This window comes from Spongiactinospora rosea, from assembly GCF_003315795.1.
Taxonomy (GTDB): Bacteria; Actinomycetota; Actinomycetes; order Streptosporangiales; family Streptosporangiaceae; genus Spongiactinospora; species Spongiactinospora rosea.
Window position 1 is genome coordinate 312,920 of sequence record NZ_QMEY01000006.1, and the last position, 19,193, is coordinate 332,112.

At 71.4% G+C, this 19,193-nt stretch carries 22 protein-coding genes; 6 read left to right on the forward strand and 16 right to left on the reverse strand.

The features are described 5' to 3' along the window. Positions 1-17: 17 nt before the first annotated feature. From DP939_RS17555 to DP939_RS17570, 4 genes are all read right to left on the reverse strand, one after another. Positions 18-218 (reverse strand): hypothetical protein, encoded by a 201-nt coding sequence (locus DP939_RS17555; RefSeq protein WP_113981774.1) that lies wholly within the window; start codon positions 216-218, stop codon positions 18-20. A gap of 198 nt (positions 219-416) precedes the next feature. Next, positions 417-632: a helix-turn-helix domain-containing protein gene (locus DP939_RS17560; RefSeq protein ID WP_093173121.1), complete on the reverse strand. Its 216-nt coding sequence runs from the start codon at positions 630-632 to the stop codon at positions 417-419. A gap of 114 nt (positions 633-746) precedes the next feature. Then, positions 747-2,345 carry an ABC-F family ATP-binding cassette domain-containing protein gene (locus tag DP939_RS17565; RefSeq protein ID WP_113981775.1) on the reverse strand — a complete coding sequence of 533 codons (1,599 nt, stop codon included), beginning with the start codon at positions 2,343-2,345 and terminating at the stop codon, positions 747-749. Between the two features lie 95 nt (positions 2,346-2,440). After that, complete coding sequence (locus tag DP939_RS17570; protein WP_225878309.1) at positions 2,441-3,199, reverse strand: acVLRF1 family peptidyl-tRNA hydrolase; 759 nt, start codon at positions 3,197-3,199, stop codon at positions 2,441-2,443. A gap of 198 nt (positions 3,200-3,397) precedes the next feature. On the opposite strand from DP939_RS17570, the gene DP939_RS17575 reads away from it, so the two are divergent. Next, entirely contained in the window at positions 3,398-4,555 is a 1,158-nt protein-coding gene (locus tag DP939_RS17575; RefSeq protein WP_225878310.1) for an EAL domain-containing protein, read from the forward strand. A gap of 22 nt (positions 4,556-4,577) precedes the next feature. Here the strand turns inward: DP939_RS17575 and DP939_RS17580 are convergent, their stop codons facing one another. From DP939_RS17580 to DP939_RS17635, 12 genes are all read right to left on the reverse strand, one after another. Next, positions 4,578-5,141, reverse strand: a complete 564-nt coding sequence (locus tag DP939_RS17580) for a nuclear transport factor 2 family protein (RefSeq protein WP_113981776.1) — start codon at positions 5,139-5,141, stop codon at positions 4,578-4,580. Positions 5,142-5,236: 95 nt separating this feature from the next. After that, entirely contained in the window at positions 5,237-6,097 is an 861-nt protein-coding gene (hisG, locus tag DP939_RS17585) for an ATP phosphoribosyltransferase (protein WP_404828592.1), read from the reverse strand. Positions 6,098-6,157: 60 nt separating this feature from the next. Beyond that, positions 6,158-6,421 carry a phosphoribosyl-ATP diphosphatase gene (locus DP939_RS17590; protein ID WP_111167392.1) on the reverse strand — a complete coding sequence of 88 codons (264 nt, stop codon included), beginning with the start codon at positions 6,419-6,421 and terminating at the stop codon, positions 6,158-6,160. Between the two features lie 124 nt (positions 6,422-6,545). Continuing rightward, positions 6,546-8,156 (reverse strand): DEAD/DEAH box helicase, encoded by a 1,611-nt coding sequence (locus tag DP939_RS17595; RefSeq protein WP_113981890.1) that lies wholly within the window; start codon positions 8,154-8,156, stop codon positions 6,546-6,548. Positions 8,157-8,527: 371 nt separating this feature from the next. After that, entirely contained in the window at positions 8,528-8,893 is a 366-nt protein-coding gene (locus tag DP939_RS17600) for a metal-sulfur cluster assembly factor (RefSeq protein WP_113981778.1), read from the reverse strand. Continuing rightward, positions 8,890-9,327 (reverse strand): Fe-S cluster assembly sulfur transfer protein SufU, encoded by a 438-nt coding sequence (sufU, locus tag DP939_RS17605; protein WP_113981779.1) that lies wholly within the window; start codon positions 9,325-9,327, stop codon positions 8,890-8,892. The genes DP939_RS17600 and sufU overlap by 4 nt, the downstream gene beginning before the upstream one ends. Before the next feature lie 42 nt (positions 9,328-9,369). Further along, the gene (locus DP939_RS17610; protein WP_199565217.1) at positions 9,370-10,641 is read right to left on the reverse strand and encodes a cysteine desulfurase; all 1,272 of its coding nucleotides are present in this window, start codon (positions 10,639-10,641) and stop codon (positions 9,370-9,372) included. Continuing rightward, a complete protein-coding gene (gene sufC, locus DP939_RS17615; RefSeq protein ID WP_113981781.1) occupies positions 10,638-11,384 on the reverse strand; it encodes a Fe-S cluster assembly ATPase SufC in 747 nt (248 codons plus the stop codon). Before sufC ends, DP939_RS17610 begins: the two co-directional genes overlap by 4 nt. 2 nt (positions 11,385-11,386) lie before the next feature. Further along, complete coding sequence (locus DP939_RS17620; RefSeq protein WP_113981782.1) at positions 11,387-11,704, reverse strand: non-heme iron oxygenase ferredoxin subunit; 318 nt, start codon at positions 11,702-11,704, stop codon at positions 11,387-11,389. Continuing rightward, complete coding sequence (gene sufD, locus DP939_RS17625; protein ID WP_113981783.1) at positions 11,701-12,822, reverse strand: Fe-S cluster assembly protein SufD; 1,122 nt, start codon at positions 12,820-12,822, stop codon at positions 11,701-11,703. Before sufD ends, DP939_RS17620 begins: the two co-directional genes overlap by 4 nt. A 2-nt stretch (positions 12,823-12,824) precedes the next feature. After that, positions 12,825-14,309 (reverse strand): Fe-S cluster assembly protein SufB, encoded by a 1,485-nt coding sequence (gene sufB, locus DP939_RS17630; RefSeq protein ID WP_450097540.1) that lies wholly within the window; start codon positions 14,307-14,309, stop codon positions 12,825-12,827. Continuing rightward, positions 14,234-14,950 carry a helix-turn-helix transcriptional regulator gene (locus tag DP939_RS17635; protein ID WP_225878311.1) on the reverse strand — a complete coding sequence of 239 codons (717 nt, stop codon included), beginning with the start codon at positions 14,948-14,950 and terminating at the stop codon, positions 14,234-14,236. The genes sufB and DP939_RS17635 overlap by 76 nt, the downstream gene beginning before the upstream one ends. Before the next feature lie 210 nt (positions 14,951-15,160). Here DP939_RS17635 and DP939_RS17640 point away from each other — a divergent pair, with 210 nt between their 5' ends. The 5 genes from DP939_RS17640 (at position 15,161) to DP939_RS17660 (ending at position 19,185) form a co-directional block, all read left to right on the forward strand. Continuing rightward, positions 15,161-16,069, forward strand: a complete 909-nt coding sequence (locus tag DP939_RS17640) for an ABC transporter ATP-binding protein (protein ID WP_113981786.1) — start codon at positions 15,161-15,163, stop codon at positions 16,067-16,069. A gap of 59 nt (positions 16,070-16,128) precedes the next feature. Then, the gene (locus DP939_RS17645; protein WP_113981891.1) at positions 16,129-16,845 is read left to right on the forward strand and encodes an ABC transporter permease; all 717 of its coding nucleotides are present in this window, start codon (positions 16,129-16,131) and stop codon (positions 16,843-16,845) included. Between the two features lie 16 nt (positions 16,846-16,861). Then, positions 16,862-17,761, forward strand: coding sequence for an EamA family transporter (locus DP939_RS17650; RefSeq protein ID WP_113981892.1), 900 nt, complete (start codon positions 16,862-16,864; stop codon positions 17,759-17,761). A gap of 130 nt (positions 17,762-17,891) precedes the next feature. Next, the gene (locus tag DP939_RS17655; RefSeq protein ID WP_199565218.1) at positions 17,892-18,860 is read left to right on the forward strand and encodes a zinc metalloprotease; all 969 of its coding nucleotides are present in this window, start codon (positions 17,892-17,894) and stop codon (positions 18,858-18,860) included. A 4-nt stretch (positions 18,861-18,864) separates the two neighbouring features. Beyond that, a complete protein-coding gene (locus DP939_RS17660; protein ID WP_113981787.1) occupies positions 18,865-19,185 on the forward strand; it encodes a hypothetical protein in 321 nt (106 codons plus the stop codon). Positions 19,186-19,193 lie beyond the last annotated feature (8 nt).

The window sequence follows — 19,193 nt, forward strand, 5'->3', positions numbered from 1 at the left end:
TGCTTCCGGGCACCCCCTCAGAGCCGGGACATCCGAGGGCCGATGCCCGCCGAGAAGGACGGCCCCTCACCACGGATCACGACGACGCGGACCTGCTCGGGCAGGTCGGCGCCGGTCCTGGCCGGTGCCTTGCGGGCCGGTCCAGGGTTGTACTTCGCGATCTTGCCGTCCACCTCGAAACGCAGCTCGGCCGCAGCGGGCGGACCCGCCTCGACCATCACCGCGCTCCCCCCAACTTCCGCGTCCGCCTTCGGCTCGCTCCACCTGTCGGTTGACCCGTCACGCCCGAGCCTATCCCCGCGTCCAGAACGAGATTCTGTAGAATCCATTCGTCCAAGCCCCTTACCGGGCCCGGGACGCGACGGCTCCGGCCGGCGTTTCACGAGCGGCTGCGGTCGCGGTCTCCGAGGCGGCCGCTAGCGCTTCGACTTGCCCCGGGTGGCTCCTCCACGCCCCCGGAGAGTCACACCGGACTCGCTGAGGATGCGGTGGATGAAGCCGTAGGACCGCCCGGTGGAAGCGGCCAGCGCGCGGATGCTCTCACCCGCGGCGTAGCGCTTCTTGAGATCGGCGGCCAGTTTTTCGCGGTCGGCCCCGGTTACCCGGGTGCCTTTCTTCAGAGTCTCGGCCACGAGTACCTCCTGTAGTGCCAGACTTCCGCAGCGTTACTCACGCCATGATCAGTCATTTCTGCCCGATCGGCTACCTACTCCACGGGAAAAGATCCGTACCCGCTCAAATTAAGATCAGGCAAGTGCCACAAGATCGGAAAATTCATCACTCCAAGCGTCTTCCACTCCGTCCGGCAACAAGATCACCCTATCCGGTTGTAGCGCCTCAACAGCGCCTTCATCATGCGTAACCAGCACGATTGCCCCAGAATAGGACCTAAGCGCCGAAAGCACCTGATCCCTGCTGTTCGGATCGAGGTTGTTCGTGGGCTCGTCGAGCAGCAGCACGTTGGCGCCCGACAGCACCAGCGTGGCCAGGGCCAGCCGGGTCTTCTCGCCGCCGGACAGCACCCCCGCGGGCTTGTCCACGTCGTCGCCGGAGAAGAGGAAGGAGCCGAGGGTCTTGCGCAGCTCGACGTCGGGCACGTCGGGCCCGGCCGAGCGCATGTTCTCCAGGACCGAACGCCCCGCGTCGAGCGTCTCGTGCTCCTGGGCGTAGTAGCCGAGCTTCAGCCCGTGCCCCGGCCGGACCTCGCCGGTGTCGGGCTTTTCCAGGCCGCCGAGCATGCGGAGCAACGTCGTCTTGCCCGCGCCGTTGAGGCCGAGCACGACCACCCGGGTGCCCCGGTCCACCGCCGCGTCGACGTCGGTGAAGACCTCCAGCGAGCCGTAGGACTTGGACAGGCCGGTGGCGCTGAGCGGCGTGCGCCCGCAGGGCAGCGGGGTGGGAAAGCGCAGCTTGGCGACCTTGTCGGCCTGGCGCTCCTCGGCGACCCCGGCCAGTAGCCGCCTGGCCCGGCGCTCCATGTCCTGGGCGGCCTTGGCCTTGGTGGCCTTGGCGCGCATCCGGTCGGCCTGGGACAGCAGCGCCGACGCCTGCTTCTCGGCGTTGGCGCGCTCCCGCTTCCTGCGCCGCTCGTCGGTCTCCCGCTGGGCCAGATACGCCTTCCAGCCGACGTTGTAGATATCGATCACACAACGATTGGCGTCCAGGTGCAGCACCCGGTTTACCGTCGCTTCAAGCAGGCCGACATCGTGGCTGATAATGATCAAACCACCTTGATGCGAGCGCAAAAAATCACGAAGCCAGCCGATCGAGTCGGCGTCGAGGTGGTTTGTCGGCTCGTCGAGAAGGAGAGTCTCCGCCCCGCTGAACAGGATCCGCGCCAGTTCGACCCGCCTGCGCTGCCCGCCGGACAGCGTCCCGAGCGGCTGCCCGAGCACCCGGTCGGGCAGGCCCAGGCTGGAGGCGATGGACGCCGCCTCGGCCTCGGCCGCGTAGCCGCCGAGCACGTGCAGCCGGTCTTCCAGCCGCCCGTAGGCGCGCACCGCCCGGTCGCGGATCCGCTGGTCGTCGTCGGCCATCCCCAGCTCGGCCGCGCGCAGGTCGCGCAGCACCTCGTCGAGCCCGCGGGCGGACAGCACACGGTCGCGGGCGAGCATCTCCAGGTCGCCGGTACGCGGGTCCTGGGGAAGGTAGCCCACGCTGCCGGTGGCCGAGACGCTGCCGGCGGCGGGCAGCCCCTCGCCCGCGAGGACCTTGGTGAGGGTGGTCTTGCCGGCGCCGTTGCGGCCGACGAGCCCGATCTTGTCTCCGGGGTTGACCCGGAAGCTCGCGCCCTCCAGCAACAGGCGGGCGCCCGCGCGCAGTTCGATGTCAGAAGAAATGATCATGATAGGGGAACACTCCCAGGCCGGGGATGGATGGGTGGACCGCGGGCTGCCGCCGCCGTCAGTCGGGAGTGCGCATACGATCAGTGTACGGGTGGTCAGACCTGGTGCGCGGCGTCCGCGTCGCCCGCCGCCTCCCCCGCCTCGACGACCCGCACGCGCACGGCGCGGAAGCTGCGCGGGGTGTCGCGCAGCACCGCCAGGCGCGGGTCGGGCACCGCGAGGAACGGCCCGGTCTCGATCGCGAAGGCGGGCGCGAGCCTGCGGTCCGCGCGCAGCGCGTCCACCGCGCGCCGGTCGCCGCCGAAGACGACGGCCTCAAGGCGGTCCAGGTAGGGGGCGAGGACCCGCGCGGCGACCTCGGCCGCCGCCTCCCTGGCCTGCCCCGCCTGCTGCTCCCTGCGGCGGGCGAACCGCTGCTGGGACCAGCCTCCGGCCGCGCTGCGGCCCTGTACCAGGCGGGAGCCGACCTTGGAGGCGAGGAGGTCGGTGCCGTGGAACACCCCGGTGGCATAGCCGCCCCGCCGTACCAGGACCACACCGACACAACGCTCGGCCCGCGCGTGGACGGCGAGCGCGGCGATGAGCCCGTCCGGCGCGGCCGGCGGCATCGGCGGGAAGGGGACCAGGAACTCGGCCCGCCCGCCGTCCGCGCCGCGCAGCACGACCCCCCGCTCGTCGCCGGTCACCGACACCAGGTGACCGCCGTGCCTGTCCGCGAACCCGGCCACCCACGTCTCGATCCGCTCGGGGGCGACCGACACCCAGTGGCCGCCGCCGCTCGCCGGTCTGCGCCCCGCCCCGGCCGCGCCGCCCCCCGCGTCTCTCGCGTTGTGTTCCCGCCCGCGTCCGCCCACGCGGCGAGGCTATCGTCAAGCGCCCGGCGGGCGCCCCGGGGGCCTCACGCAGAGCCACGGCATCCGAACCAGGTGTTCTTGCCGATCGTTGAGGGTATAGGTCAGAATGACGCCAGATCCTACAACACTCAGCGAAATATCGGTGAACTTCGTCTCACCCGCTTCTATGCGCTGGTCACCGGGCCGCATCATCTGAACGTGTCGAGTAGAACACCACTTTTGCCCACCGCCGGCGCGGTGGCGGCGCGCGCGATCGTTTCCCCGGTCGTCGATCTCGACACGGGGGGTGTGATCGCACTACAGGCGATCATCGACGAACGGTCCATGGGCGGACGTCCCATCGGGGACGGCAGGCCGTACGGGGCGGCCGAGACCGTCTCCGCGGCGCTGCGCGCCGCCCTCGACGCGGCACGGGACCAGACCAGGCTGCCGCTGGTGCTCGGGCTGCCCGCGCACATGGTCATCGCCGGATCCGGCGGCCTGGCGCCGCTGCACGAGGCGATGCGCGTGTCCGGGAGACGCCCGCGCGAAGTGATCATAACAGTGGAGGGCGAGGTCGCTCCAGGCGACCGCAAGGCCCTGCTGGTCGGCCTGGACGGCCTGCGCACGATCGGCCACCTGGTCGCGCTGGGGGGCGTGGGCACCGAGTGGCTGCCGCTGGACCTGGCCGCCGACGCGCGCCCGTACCTGCTGGTGCTCTCCCCCGAGCTGGTCGCGCAGGCCGCCGACGACCCCGGCAGGGCCGCGGTGGGCGAGGCCGTGGCCGCGCTCGCGCGCGGGCTGGGCGCGCACGTGCTGGCCCCCGGCGTCACCACGGAGACGCAGCTCGCGCGGGTGCGCGGCTGGGGCGTACGGCTGGCGCAGGGCCCGCTGCTCACCCCCGGCCCCGGCGGGCGGGTGCACGTGCCGCTGCCCGTCGTCGCGGACCAGCCCGCCGCCGCCCAGCTCGGGCCGCGCGTGCAGGAGCTGCTGATGCCCGCCGTCACGCTGTCCGCCGAGGCCGGTGCCGAGGAGGCCGCCGAGGCGTTCCGCTCCGAGCCGTCGATCTCCAGTGTGATCCTGGTGGACGAGTACCAGCGCCCGCGCGGCAGCCTGGACCGCAGCCGCTTCATGCTGGCCATCGCCGGCCGGTACGGCTACGCGCTGCACGGCGGCAAGCCCGCGCTGCGCCTGGCCGACCCGCCACGGACCGTCCCGAAGACCACACCGGCGATCGCGGCCATGCAGGTGGCCGGGCGCGGCGGCGAACGGGTCTACGACGACCTGGTGGTCATCGACGAGGTGGGCCGGTGCATGGGCATCCTGCGCGTCGGCGACCTCATCAGGGAGACCGCGTTCATGAACCAGCCCCGCTAGCCCGGCCCGGCGTCCTTCCCGCTCAGGCGGTGCTCGGCGGCACGTTCCGCCACAGCTCGTTGAAGGAGATGCTGTCCAGGAAGGCGATCCCGGACACCACCTTGCCCCGGCGCAGGGTCATGATCCAGACGTAGCTGTTGGTGTAGCGCATGCCGTTGTTGGCGACGCCGGTCCCGTGCCAGTGGACGGCCGTGGTGTCGCCCTCGCAGTAGATCGCCTCGACGTTGGTCGGCCGGAACGGCTCGCGCGACAGGTTGAACCGCGCGCCGAACGGCAGCATGACCTCGTCCAGCAGCGACTTCTTGCCGTGGTAGGTCTTGGACACCACGGTCCGGCCCTCGATGCGCCACACGATCGCCGGATGGAACACGTCGGTGATGGAACCCGTGCCGTCGCTCCAGGCCTCGAAGCCCGAGCGGATGATCCTGCGGTGCGCCTCCGAGCATCCGCCGCCGCGTTCCTGCGCGGGGCGCGCCCCCGCCCCGGTGGTCACCGCGCCCGCCTGCGCGGGCAGGGCCAGCGCCGCGGTCACCGCCATCGCGCCGAACGCGCCTCCGACAACCCTGATGATCCTGTGTGTCTTCATGAGCCGCCCTTGCTCCCCTCTCTCGCCTTCCCCTTCCTCCCCAGGCGGCTCAACGGGTTATCCCGGGCGATGTCCTGGCTTTCGCCAAGACGGCGTCACAAACGGCACGCGTAGATGTCGGTGATGAAGATGGCGCGGGCGCCGATCTCCCACAGGCGGTCCATGACCTGCTGGTGGCCCTTGCGGCGGACCATCGCGCGCACGGCCACCCAGCCCTCGCGGTGCAGCGGCGAGACGGTCGGGCCCTCGATGCCCGGCGTGATGGAGATGGCCTTGTCGATCTGCTCGGCGCGGATGTCGTAGTCGATCATCACGAAGTCGCGGGCGACCAGCACGCCCTCCAGGCGGCGGACAAGCTGGTCCAGGCCGGCCGAGCGGGGCGTGCCGGACTGCTTGATCAGTACGGCCTCGGACCGCATGATGGGCTCGCCGAACACGTCGAGCCCCACGTTGCGCAGGGTGGTGCCGGTCTCCACGACGTCGGCGATGGCGTCGGCCACCCCCAGCCGGATCGCGGTCTCCACCGCGCCGTCCAGCTTGATCACCCGGGCCTCGACACCCACGTCGGCCAGGTGCTTCTCCAGCAGCCCGGTGTAGGAGGTGGCGATCCGCCGCCCGCTGAGATCGTGCACGGCGGTGAACTCGCCCTGCTTGGCGGCGAACCGGAAGGTCGAGCCGCCGAACCCGAGCGGCAGCACCTCCTCGGCGGGGGCGCCGGAGTCGAAGAGCATGTCGCGGCCGGTGATGCCGCCGTCGAGGGTGCCCTCGCCGACGTAGACGGCGATGTCGCGCGGGCGCAGGAAGAACAGCTCACAGGAGTTGTCGGGGTCGACGACCACGAGCTCCTTGGTGTCCTTGCGGATGCGGTAGCCGGCCTCTTTGAGCAGGGTCTGGGCGGACTCGGCGAGCGCGCCCTTGTTCGGTACGGCGAGACGGAGCATGACGGAAGTCCTCATGGGTCGGAGCGGAGGCGGGAGCGGGTCGGGAACGGGCCGCCGGGCACGGGCCGGGCCGCCCTACAGATGCTTGTAGACCTGCTCCAGCCCGATGCCCCGGGCCAGCATGAGGACCTGCACGTGGTACAGGAGCTGGGAGATCTCCTCGGCGGCGCGCTCGTCGGACTCGTGCTCGGCCGCCATCCAGCTCTCGGCGGCCTCCTCCACGACCTTCTTGCCGATCGCATGGACGCCGGCGTCGAGCGCGGCCACGGTACCCGACCCCGCCGGGCGGGTGCGCGCCTTCTCGGACAGCTCGGCGAACAGCTCATCGAAGGTCTTCATGGTCTCTCTCGGCGTTCGGTGACGTGTGGGTCCAGCCTAACGGTGACCGCCGGGCGAGCGGTCCGGCCCCACATCTCGGCGTGCCGCGGCCCCCAGGCCGGGCTAGCGGCCTGGGGAGCGCGGATCAGTGGCCGTGGCGGTTGGCCGCGCCGCCGTTCTGGAACGGGCGGCGGCCGCGGCGGTCGTTGCGGTGACCGGCCTCGCGCGGCTCGGCGTGGCCGCCGCGGTTGTCGCGCCCGCCCTCGCGGTACGGCCGGCCGCCGCCGCGCGCCCCGTCGCGGGACTCGCCGAACGCCGGCACGCCGTCGCGGCGTCCCGGGCGGTCCTGCCGGTCGCCGTAGGACCGCTCGCCGCCGGAGCGCGGGTGCTCGCCGCCCTCGTGACGGCCGCGGCCGCGGAAGCGGCGGGGGCGGCGACCGGCGGAGCGGTCATCGCCGTCGCGGCGCCTGCGCACGGAGTTCAGCGGCGCGGGCTCCCACACCGGGACCTCCTCGCCGCTGGGCGGCTGCGCCCCGGCGACCTCGGCCACCCGGGGGTGTCCGGGGGTGGCCTTGAGGCGGAACGGGCGGATGCCCGCCTGGCGGGTCATCGACTCGGTCGAGCGCCGCTCGTTGGGCAGCACCAGGGTCATCACCGTGCCGCGCTCACCGGCGCGGGCGGTACGGCCGCCGCGGTGCAGGTAGCTCTTGGGGTCCTGCGGCGGGTCGACGTGCAGCACCAGGCTCACGTCGTCGACGTGGATGCCGCGGGCCGCCACGTCGGTGCAGACCAGCACGTTGACCGCGCCCTCGCGGAACTCCGACAGGATGCGGGTGCGCTGGTTCTGGCGCTTGCCGCCGTGCAGGCCGCCGGCCCGCACGCCGACCCGGGCGAGCTGCTTGACCAGCCGGTCCACCCCGTGCTGGGTGCGGACGAACATGATGGTCTTGCCGTCCCGGTTGGCGATCTCGGCGGTGATCGGGAACTTGTCGTCCCTGGTGACCTGGAGCACGTGGTGCTCCATGGTGTCCACCGGGGAGGTCTCCGGGGCGATGGCGTGGGTCACCGGGTCGGTCAGGAAGCGCCGGACCAGCTTGTCCACGTCGCGGTCGAGGGTGGCGGAGAACAGCAGCCGCTGCCCGTCGGCGGGCGTCTGCTCCAGCAGCGCGGTGACGACCGGGAAGAAGCCGAGGTCGCACATGTGGTCGGCCTCGTCGAGCACGGTCACGCGTACGTCGTCGAGCGCGCACTCGCCCTGCTCGATCAGGTCGGTGAGCCGCCCGGGGGTGGCCACCACGATCTCGACGCCGCGGCGCAGCGCGTCGATCTGCCGGCCCATGGACATGCCGCCGACCACCGTGCGCATCCGCAGCGACAGCCCCCTGCCGAGCGGTTCGAGGGCGTCGTGAACCTGGAGCGCCAGCTCACGGGTGGGCACCAGGATGACCGCGCGCGGGCGGCCGGGCCTGGCCCGCTCCCCGGCGACCCGCGCCAGCGTGGGCAGGCCGAAGGCGAGCGTCTTGCCCGAACCGGTCTGGCCGCGGCCGAGCACGTCGCTGCCGGAGAGGATGTCGGGGATGGTGGCCCGCTGGATGGGGAAGGGAGCCGTGATGCCCTGCCGGGCGAGCGCCGAGACCAGCGGCCTGGGCAGGCCGAGCAGGCCGAACTCGGACGGGCCCGCGGTGGGCCGGCCGTCCGCTCCGGTGGCCTCCTCCGCGGTCGCGTCGGTGGTCTCGGGCAGGACGGAATCGAGCATGGTCACGAAGGTTCGTGCCTTTCGGTAGAAGGACGCGGCACGTCACTTCTGCGAAAGGACGGGCCTGGACGCGCGGCACAAGGGCCGCGCCCACTCGGGCGCCCGTTGGATTGACACGGGCGCCGTGCGGTGCTCGCCGGGGGTGGCGATGCTGCTCCGCACAAGGGCGGTTGGCACCATTCTAACCGCCCTCGGACAACTCGCGATCACACATGCCCGGCGTTCGCAGTGCCGGCCTCGCGCGTGATTCCTGGTGCCGCCTCGGGGCGGCACAACGGATCAACACCGCGGGGTCGGCCTTTCTTCCCGGAACCCGCCTCGATTTTCCCGGGTGTCACACGGACGTCCCCCGGAGGGGCCGGGGACGCCGCTCAGACGTTGAAGCCGAGCATGCGCAGCTGCTCGCGCCCCTCGTCGGTGATCTTGTCGGGGCCCCACGGCGGCAGCCACACCCAGTTGATCTTGACGTCGGAGACCATGCCCTCCAGAGCGGAGTGCGCCTGGTCCTCGATCACGTCGGTGAGCGGGCAGGCGGCGCTGGTCAGCGTCATGTCGATGGTGGCCACGGGCGCGCCGCCGCCGTCGGCCGGGCTGAGGTCGAGGCCGTAGACCAGGCCGAGGTCGACCACGTTGATGCCCAGCTCGGGGTCGACCACGTCCTTCAGGGCCTCCATGACCTCGTCGGCGTTCGCCTCGCTCTCGGGGGCGCTCGTCGGGGTCTCGACCGGCTTGCTCATGTCGTGCTCCTCACCAATGCGTCCTTGTAGGCCATCCAGGCCAGCAGCGCGCACTTCACCCGCGCGGGGAACTTGGCCACGCCGGCGAAGGCCACGGCGTCGCCCAGCACGTCCTCGTCCGGCTCGACCTTGCCCCTGCCCTGCATCAGGCGGGTGAACTCGTCCACCACCGTGAGGGTCTCACCGGCGGTGGACCCGCTCGCCAGCTCGTACAGCACCGAGGCCGCGGCCTGGCTGATGGAACAGCCCTGGCCGTCGTAGGAGACGTCCTCGATCTTGCCTCCGTCGCCGACCCGCACCCGCATGGTGATCTCGTCGCCGCAGGTCGGGTTGACGTGGTGGACCTCGGCGTCGTAGGGCTCGCGAAGCCCGCGCCCCTGCGGGTGCTTGTAGTGCTCCAGGATCAGCTCCTGGTACATCGACTCGGCGATCATCTGGTCACCTTCTCGTCCGCCCGCGCCGGTCGCTCCGGCATGTCAGGCGAACACCTTCTGGACATGGTGGAGGCCGCGCACCAGGGCGTCGATCTCACTCGTGGTGTTGTACAGGTAGAACGACGCCCGGGTGGTCGCCGGTATTCCGAACCGCAGGTGCAGCGGCCGGGCGCAGTGGTGACCCACCCGCACGGCCACGCCGAAGGCGTCGTCGAGGATCTGGCCCACGTCATGGGGGTGGATCCCGGCGAGGGTGAAGGACACCGTGCCGCCCCGCGCTTCGAGGTCGGTCGGGCCGATGACGCGCAGCGAGGGGATCTCGCCCAGCGCCTCCAGCGCGTAGGCGGTCAGCTCGCGCTCGTGGGCGGCGACGGCCTCCATGCCGACCGAGGTGAGGTAGTCGGCCGCCGCGCCGAGCCCGATGGCCTCGACGATCGGCGGCGTGCCCGCCTCGAACTTGTGCGGCGCGGGGGCGTAGGTCGAGTGGTCCATCCAGACCGCCTCGATCATCTCCCCGCCGCCCAGGAACGGCGGCATCGCGGCCAGCAGCTCGCCGCGCCCCCACAGCACGCCGATGCCGGAGGGGCCGACCATCTTATGGCCGGTGAAGGCCACGAAGTCGGCGCCCAGGGCGGCGAAGTCGGCCGGGCGGTGCGGGACGGACTGGGAGGCGTCGAGCAGCAGCAGCGCGCCCGCCTCTCGCACCCGGGCCAGCACCGTGTCCACCGGGTTGACCGTGCCCAGCACGTTGGACTGGTGGGCGATCGAGACGATCTTCGTGCGCTCGTTGATCAGGTCGTCGATGCCGGAGAGGTCCAGGCGGCCCTCGTCGGTGACCGGGAACCAGCGCAGCGTGGCGCCGGTGCGCCGGGCCAGCAACTGCCAGGGCACGATGTTGGAGTGGTGCTCCATCTCCGAGATCACGATCTCGTCGCCGGGGCCCATCCGGAACCTCGGGTCATCGCCCGCCGGGTTGCCGAACGCGTAGGCGACCAGGTTGAGCGCCTCGGAGGCGTTCTTGGTGAAGACGATCTCATCGCGCGACGGCGCCCCCACGAACGCCGCGATCTTGTCCCGGGCCGCCTCGTACGCCTCGGTGGACTCCGCGCCGAGCACGTGCATGGCCCGGCCCACGTTGCCGTAGTGCGCGCTCATGTGCTCGCGCATGGTCTCGATCACCTGGAGCGGCTTCTGGGCGGAGTTGCCGGAGTCCAGGTAGATCAACGGGCGGTCGCCGGGCAGCTCGCGGGAGAGGATCGGGAAGTCCTTCCTGATCCTCTCCACATCGAGGCCCGCACTTGTCACAGTGGTCACGCCGATGCCTTCGCGTAGCGCTCGTACCCTTCGGCCTCAAGCCGGTCGGCCAGCTCGGGGCCGCCCTCCTCGACGATCTTGCCGCCCGCGAAGACGTGCACGAAGTCGGGCTTCACGTAGCGCAGGATCCGGGTGTAGTGCGTGATCAGCAGCACGCCGGTCGTACCGCGCTCGCGGAAGCGGTTGACGCCCTCCGACACCACGCGCAGCGCGTCGACGTCGAGGCCGGAGTCGGTCTCGTCGAGGACGGCGATCTTGGGCTTGATGAGTTCGAGCTGGAGGATCTCGTGGCGCTTCTTCTCGCCGCCGGAGAACCCCTCGTTCAGGTTGCGCTGGGCGAACGCGGGGTCGATGGCCAGGTTGTCCATCCCGGTCTTCAGCTCCTTGGTGAAGTCGCGGAGCTTGGGGGCCTCGCCGCGCACCGCGGTCACGGCGCTGCGCAGGAAGTTGGAGACCGACACGCCGGGGACCTCGACCGGGTACTGCATGGCCAGGAACAGGCCGGACCTGGCCCGCTCGTCGACGGACATGGCCAGCACGTCCTCGCCGTCGAGCAGCACCTCGCCGCCGGTGATCGTGTACTTGGGGTGGCCCGCGACCGCGTAGGCCAGCGTGGACTTGCCCGAGCCGTTGGGGCCCATGATGGCGTGGGTCTGCCCCGCCGACACGGTGAGGTTGACGCCCTTCAGGATCTCCTTGTCTTCGACGGCGACGCGGAGGTCTCGGATCTGCAGGGTGGACACGGTTATGACTCCTTCGAGAGCGAGACGAGGACGTCGTCGCCGTCGAGCTGAACTCGATAGACGGGAACGGGCTTGGTGGCGGGCGGGCCGGTGGGCTTGCCGGAGCGGATGTCGAAGCACGAGCCGTGCAGCCAGCACTCAAGGGTGTCGTCGTACACGTCGCCCTCGCTGAGCTTCACCTCGGCGTGGGAGCAGACGTCGTGCAGGGCGAAGACCTCCCCGCCGGAGCGCACCAGCGCCACGGGGGTGCCGCCGACCTCGACCCCGAGGACTCCGCCCTCGGGGATGTCGGTCAACCGGCAGACCTTCTCGAAGCTCACTTCTCCAGCTCCGCTTCCACCGCCCGGGCCACCCGGTCCCTGATCGCCTCGACCTCGATGCGCTCGATGAGCTGGCCGAAGAAGCCCCTGATGACCAGGCGGCGGGCCTCCTCGAAGGGGATGCCCCTGGCCTGCAGGTAGAAGATGTGCTCGTCGTCGAGGCGGCCGGAGGCGGACGCGTGGCCCGCGCCGGCGACCTCGCCGGTGAGGATCTCCAGGTTGGGCACCGAGTCGGCGCGGGCGCCGTCGGTGAGGATCAGGTTGCGGTTGTACTCGTAGGTGTCGGTGCCCTCGGCCTCGACCCTGATGATCACGTCGCCGATCCACACCGCGTGCGCGGAGTCGCCCTGCAGCGCGCCCTTGTAGAGCACGTTGCTGCGGCAGTTGGGCACGCTGTGGTCGACCAGCAGGCGGTGTTCCAGGTGCTGGCCCTCGTCGGCGAAGTACAGGCCGACCAGGTCGGCGTCGCCGCCGGGCGCGGTGTAGGAGATGCTGGGCGACAGGCGCACCAGGTCGCCTCCGAGGGTCACCACGAAGCCGCGGAACGTGGCGTCGCGGCCCAGCTCGGCGTGGTGGTGGGAGACGTGCACGGCGTCGTCGTCCCAGTCCTGGAGGCTGACGACCTTGAGGGTGGCGCCGTCGCCGACCGCGAACTCCACGTTGTCGGCGTAGGTCGCGCTGCCCCTGTGGTCGAGCACGACCACGGCCTCGCCCAGCGGCTCGACCCTGACCAGGACGTGGCCGAAGGCCGCGCCGCCGCCCTGGCCGCGCAGGGTCAGCACGGTGGGCGCGGAGGCCACGGCCCCGCGGGGGACCGTGACGACCGTGGCCTTCTCGAACGACGCGTACGCCTGGGCGCTCACCCGGTCGCGCGGCACGTAGACCTTCCCGAGCCTGGCGTCGTCACGGCCCACCGTCTCCACGGTCACCTCGGGCGCGGCCTCCACCTCGACCACGACGTGGCCGGTGGCCTTCGCCGTGCCGTCGTGCAGGCCGGACAGCCGCGACAGTGGTGTGAACCGCCACTCCTCCTCGCGGCCGGACGGCACCTCGAAGTCGGCGAGGTCGAACGACGCCTTCTCGTTCAGCGTCGAAAGCGGCTTGGTGCTCAGGCCCATGGTCAGCCCACCGCTCCTTCCATCTGCAGCTCGATCAGCCGGTTGAGCTCCAGGGCGTACTCCATCGGCAGCTCGCGCGCGATCGGCTCGACGAACCCGCGCACGATCATCGCCATCGCCTCGTCCTCGTCGAGACCCCGGCTCATCAGGTAGAAGAGCTGGTCCTCCGACACCTTGGAGACCGTGGCCTCGTGCCCCATGGCCACGTCGTCCTCGCGGACGTCGACGTAGGGGTAGGTGTCGGAGCGGCTGATCTGGTCGACCAGCAGCGCGTCGCACTTGACGGTGGAGGCGCTGCCCGCCGCGCCCTCCTCGACCTGGACCAGGCCGCGGTAGGAGGTGCGCCCGCCGCCGCGCGCGACCGACTTCGACACGATGGTCGAGGAGGTCTTGGGGGCGAGGTGGACCATCTTGGCCCCGGCGTCCTGGTGCTGGCCCTCACCGGCGAAGGCGACCGACAGGGTCTCGCCCTTGGCGTGCTCGCCCATGAGGTAGACCGCGGGGTACTTCATCGTGACCTTGGAGCCGATGTTGCCGTCGATCCACTCCATGGTGGCGCCCTCGTAGGCGACGGCGCGCTTGGTGACCAGGTTGTAGACGTTGTTCGACCAGTTCTGGATGGTCGTGTAGCGGCAGCGGGCGTTCTTCTTGACGATGATCTCCACGACCGCCGAGTGCAGCGAGTCGCTGGAGTAGATCGGCGCGGTACAGCCCTCGACGTAGTGGACGTAGCTGTTCTCGTCCACGATGATCAGGGTCCGCTCGAACTGGCCCATGTTCTCGGTGTTGATCCGGAAGTAGGCCTGCAGCGGGATCTCGACCTCGACGTTCGGCGGCACGTAGATGAAGGAGCCGCCGGACCACACCGCGGAGTTGAGCGAGGCGAACTTGTTGTCGCCGACCGGGATCACCGAGCCGAAGTACTCCTTGAACAGCTCGGGGTGCTCGCGCAGACCGGTGTCGGTGTCGAGGAAGATGACGCCCTTCTCCTCAAGGTCCTCACGGATCTTGTGGTAGACGACCTCCGACTCGTACTGGGCGGCGACGCCCGCGATGAGGCGCTGCTTCTCCGCCTCGGGGATGCCCAGCTTGTCGTAGGTCGACTTGATGTCGGCGGGCAGCTCGTCCCAGGTGGTGGCCTGCTTCTCCGTGGAACGCACGAAGTACTTGATGTTGTCGAAGTCGATGCCCGACAGGTCGGAACCCCAGGTCGGCATCGGCTTCCTGCCGAACAGCCGGAGCGACTTCAGCCGAAGGTCGAGCATCCATTCCGGCTCGTTCTTGAGCGCGGAGATGTCGCGGACGACCTCCTCGGACAGGCCGCGGCGCGCCGCGGCTCCCGCGGTGTCGGGGTCGGCCCAGCCGAACTTGTAATTCCCGAGGCCTTCCAGCTCCGGGCGGTCGGTGACAGTCACCTTCCGGACTCCTTGCTCTTGTTCCTGTTCATGGCTTCGCTCAGTTGCGGCGGGCTGACGTGCGTGGTGCACACGCCGTCGCCGTGGGCGATCGTGGCCAGCCGCTGCACCGGGGTGCCGAGCAGTTCCGCGAACGCCTCCGTCTCCGCCTCACAGAGCTGAGGGAACGCGGCGGCGACGTGCGACACCGGGCAGTGGTGCTGGCAGAGCTGCTCGCCGCCGGCGACCCGCGGCTTGCTGGCCGACGCGGCGTAGCCCTCCGCGGACAGCGCCTCGGCCAGCACGCGGACCCGCTGGTCGGCGGGCACCTCGCGCATCGCGGGCGCCAGCCGCTCCACCAGGGCCGCCATCTGCGACCTGGCGAAGTCTCCCACCGCGTCCTCGCCCAGCCGCTCCGCCAGGAACCGCAGCGCGTTGCCTGCCAGGTCGTCGTAAGCGTGCTCGAAGGCACTGCGCCCGGCGTCGGTTATCGCGAACATCCTGGCCGGCCGCCCGCGCCCACGCTGGACGCGGGTGCGGGCCGTGCGAGGCTCTATCATGCCGTCGGTGAGCAGCGCGTCCAGGTGACGCCGGACCGCCGCGGGCGTCAGCCCCAGGCGCTCGCCCAGCGCCGCCGCCGCGATCGGCCCGTGCTCCAAGATGAGCCGGGCGACGCGGGCGCGCGTGCTCTGCTCCGCGCCCGACTCCACCTGCTTCATCCTCGCCTGCCTCATGCCGCTCACCGTCTGCTCGTTATTTCACAACATCAGTGTGACGTATTTCCTTCCCGCCGTACAAACGGATGACCGGATCCGCTGCAATGCAATTGCTCACGCAGGCAAGCCTTACCTAACCTGCACGGATACATGACGAGCGGCCCTCCCAGGCCAGGGGCGTGTGTGCCGGGGCGCGACCCGTCGCGGCGGTTCCCTACACTCGTGCGCATGGAATCCCCTGCCGTCGAAATCGCCGGGCTGGTCAAGCGGTACGGCCGCGCGACCGCCGTCGACGGCCTGACGCTGACCGCGCGGCGGGGGGCGGTCACCGCGATCCTCGGCCCCAACGGCGCGGGCAAGACCAGCACGATCGAGATCTGCGAGGGTTTTCGCCGGGCCGACGGCGGCACCGTGCGGGTGCTCGGCCTGGACCCGGCGAGTCGCGAGCTGCGGGCCCGGGTCGGCGTGATGCTCCAGTCCGGCGGCGTCCCCCCGGCGATGCCCGCCCGCGAGTGGCTGCGCCTGGTGAGCCGGTTCTCCGCCCGGCCGCTCGACCCTGAGGCGCTGCTGGGCCTGCTGGGGCTCGCCGAGCACGGCCGCACGCCGTACCGGAGGCTGTCGGGCGGCCAGCAGCAGCGGCTGTCGCTGGCCGCGGCCGTCGTCGGGCGGCCCGAGCTGGTCTTCCTCGACGAGCCGACCGCGGGCCTGGACCCACAGGCCCGCCACGCCTGCTGGGACCTCGTGCGCGAGCTGCGGACGGCCGGGGTGTCGGTCGTGCTCACCACCCACTACATGGACGAGGCCGAACGCCTGGCCGACCAGGTCGTGATCATCGACCACGGCCGCGCGGTGGCGGACGGCAGCCCCGCGTCGCTGACCGGCGCCGAGCGCCAGCTCAGGTTCCGCGCCCGCCCCGGCCTGGACCTGGACGAGCTGCTGGCGGCGCTGCCCGCGGGCAGCGCCGCCAAGGAGTCGCCGGCCGGGCACTACATCATCGAGGGCCAGGTCGGCCCCGAGCTGCTGGCCACCGTCACGGCCTGGTGCGCCGCCGAGGGCGTCACCGCCGACGACCTCAGCATCGAGCGGCGCACCCTGGAAGACGTCTTCCTCGAACTGACCGGCAGGGAGCTGCGGTGACCACTACGAGGTCGGGGCTCGACTTCACCCCCGCGCCCGGCGCCGCGCCACTGTCCCGGATGGTCGCCGCGCAGGCCGCCGCGGAGGTGCGCGGCATGCTGCGCAACGGCGAGCAACTGCTGCTCACCCTGATCATCCCGGTGCTGCTGCTGGTGGGCTTCTCGCTCGCGCCGGTGCTCGACCTGCCCACCTCCCGCAGGGTCGACTTCCTGGCCCCGGGCGTGCTGGCGCTCGCCGTGATGTCCACCGCGTTCACCGGGCAGGCCATCGCCACCGGCTTCGAGCGCAGGTACGGCGTGCTGAAGCGGCTGGGCGCGACCCCGCTGTCGCGGGGCGGGCTGATGCTGGCCAAGACGTCCGCCGTGATCGCGGTGGAGGCGATCCAGGTGGTGGTGATCGCCGGGGTCGCGCTGGGGCTGGGCTGGCGTCCTCAGGGCTCGCCGTTCGCCGCCGCGCTGCTCCTGCTGCTCGGCACCGCGGCCTTCAGCGGGCTCGGCCTGCTGATGGCGGGCACGCTGCGCGCGGAGGCCACGCTCGCCGGGGCCAACCTGGTCTACCTGGTGCTGCTCGGCTGCGGCGGAGTGGTGTTCCCGCTGACGGCCTTCCCCGCGGGGGCCAGGGGCGTGCTGGAGCTGCTGCCGATCTCCGCGCTGACCGGCGGGCTGCGCGCGGTGCTCGGCTCGGGCGCGGCGCTGCCCGTCGCCGCGCTCGCCGTACTCGCCGCGTGGGCGGTCCTTTCCCTGGGCCTCGCGGCCCGCACCTTCCGCTGGGAGTGACGTGACCGCGCACCCGATGACCGGGCCGGCCGAACCCTACCGCCCCGGTCTCCTCGGCCGCGGCGGCGGACTGCTGCGCGCCGCCGCCGACGCCGTGCCGCCCTCCGGGCTGGTGCTGCTGGCGATCCTCTCCGTCCAGGTCGGCGCGGGGTTCGCCAAAGACCTGTTCGCGGTGCTGTCACCGGCGGGCGTGGTGTTCCTGCGCGTCGCCACCGGCGCGCTCGTGCTCGGCCTGCTGGCCCGGCCCCGGCTGCGCGGCCTGAGCCGCGGCGACCTCGGCGTGGGCGTGGCCTTCGGCCTGACCCTGGGGCTGATGAACCTCTCCATCTACGAGGCGCTGGCCCGGCTGCCGATGGGGATCGCGGTGGCTGTGGAGTTCCTCGGCCCGCTGGGGGTGGCCGTGGCCGCCTCCCGGCGCCGCCTGGACATCCTGTGGGTGGCGCTGGCGGCGGCCGGGATCGCCCTGCTGGCGCCGTGGGACCAGGCCGGCGGGCTGAGCCTCACGGGCCTCGGCTTCGGGCTGCTGGCCGCCGTCTGCTGGGCGGGCTACATCCTGCTGTCGGCGGCGACCGGGCGGCGCTTTCCCGGGATGAGCGGCCTGACCTTCGCCATGCTCGTCTCGCTGATCTTCATTACCCCGCTCGGGGTTGCCTCGGGCGGCACCGACCTGCTCCGGCCGGAGTTCCTGCTGGCGGGGCTGGGCGTGGGGCTGCTGTCGTCGGTGATCCCGTACTCGATCGAGCTGGAGGCGCTGCGCCGGATGCCCAAGCGGGTGTTCGGGATCCTGATGAGCCTTGAACCGGCCGCCGCGGCCTTGGTCGGGCTCGTCGTCCTCGGCGAGATCCTGCGGATGCGGGAGTGGGCGGCGATCCTGTGCGTCGTGGTGGCCAGCGTCGGGGCCACCCGTTCCTCCTGACCTGCGGCTTTTGGACACTCTCCGTGAGGTTACATCTATGATCCTCACCGCCTGAGTATGCGGCTACTCATGCGCGCCCGAGCGCGGAGGGTGACGATTGCCGGGACAGCGAGTGATCCAAGGAGACGCGATGTCCACACCCGAAGGCGGACGGCCCGCGCACCACTGGTGCGGCACGATGCCGGTGCACCACCAGATGATCGCCACCCGCCCCGACTACGCGATCGCCAGAGCCGCGATCGAGAACACCACGTTCGCCCGCAAGAACGCGCGCGCCCCCCGGCGGCGTGAGGTCGTGACCATTCCGGTGGTCGTCCACGTGGTCTACCAGCAAGAGGCGCACAACGTCTCCGACGGCCAGATCGCCAGTCAGATCACCGTCCTGAACCAGGACTTCAGAGCGGCCAACCCCGACGTCTCCCAGGTCCCCGCGCCCTTCCAGAGCGCCGTCGCCGACACGCTGATCGAGTTCGCGCCGGCCACCACCGACCCGGCGGGGCAGCCGACCTCCGGCATCGTGCGCCGCCGCACCGCCCAGGCGCAGTTCGGCGACGACGACGCCGTCAAGTTCTCCTCCCGGGGCGGGTCCGACGCCTGGCCCGCCGACCGCTACCTCAACCTCTGGGTCTGCAACCTGGTGCCGTGGCTGGGCTACGCGCAGTTCCCCGGCGGGCCCGCCGAAACCGACGGCGTGGTGGTGGCCTACCACGCGTTCGGCAACACCGGCACCGCGACCGCGCCCTTCAACCTGGGCCGCACCGCGACCCACGAGATCGGCCACTGGCTCAACCTGCGGCACATCTGGGGCGACGACGGCGACGCCTGCTCCGGCGACGACTTCGTGGCCGACACCCCCAACGCGGCGGGCCCCAACTTCGGGGTGCCCACCTTCCCCTCGATCACCTGCGGCAACGGCCCCAACGGCGACATGTTCATGAACTACATGGACTACACCGACGACCGGGGCATGTTCATGTTCACCAACGGCCAGTCCGAGCGGATGGACGCGGCGCTGTCGCAGGCACGCGACTCCTTCGTCACCAAGAAGGTGCTGGACGGCATGTGGGCGGGTGTCACCGAGTCGGTCATGAGAACGTGAGGTCATGAACGCGACGGCGGCCGGCTTATCGGGCGACTGGGTGCACGCCCGCGAGGAGGACACCGGCGGCGCGAAGGTCTACCGGCCGTGGGGCCACCCACTGCCGCCTTCGCGCTGGCGGCACCGGCTCGAACTACGGCCCGACGGCGGCTATGTCGATCACCGGCTCGGCGCCGATGATCGCTCGCCCCGGGCCCATGGCCGCTGGACGGTCGAGCCGGGCCCGCGGATCAGGCTGCGCCCCGACGATCCGGATGAGCCGGCCCGCGTGCTGGAGGTCGTCGCCGCCGAACCCGGCCGGCTGGTGCTCAAGGACCCGTCCTGAGCACCGCC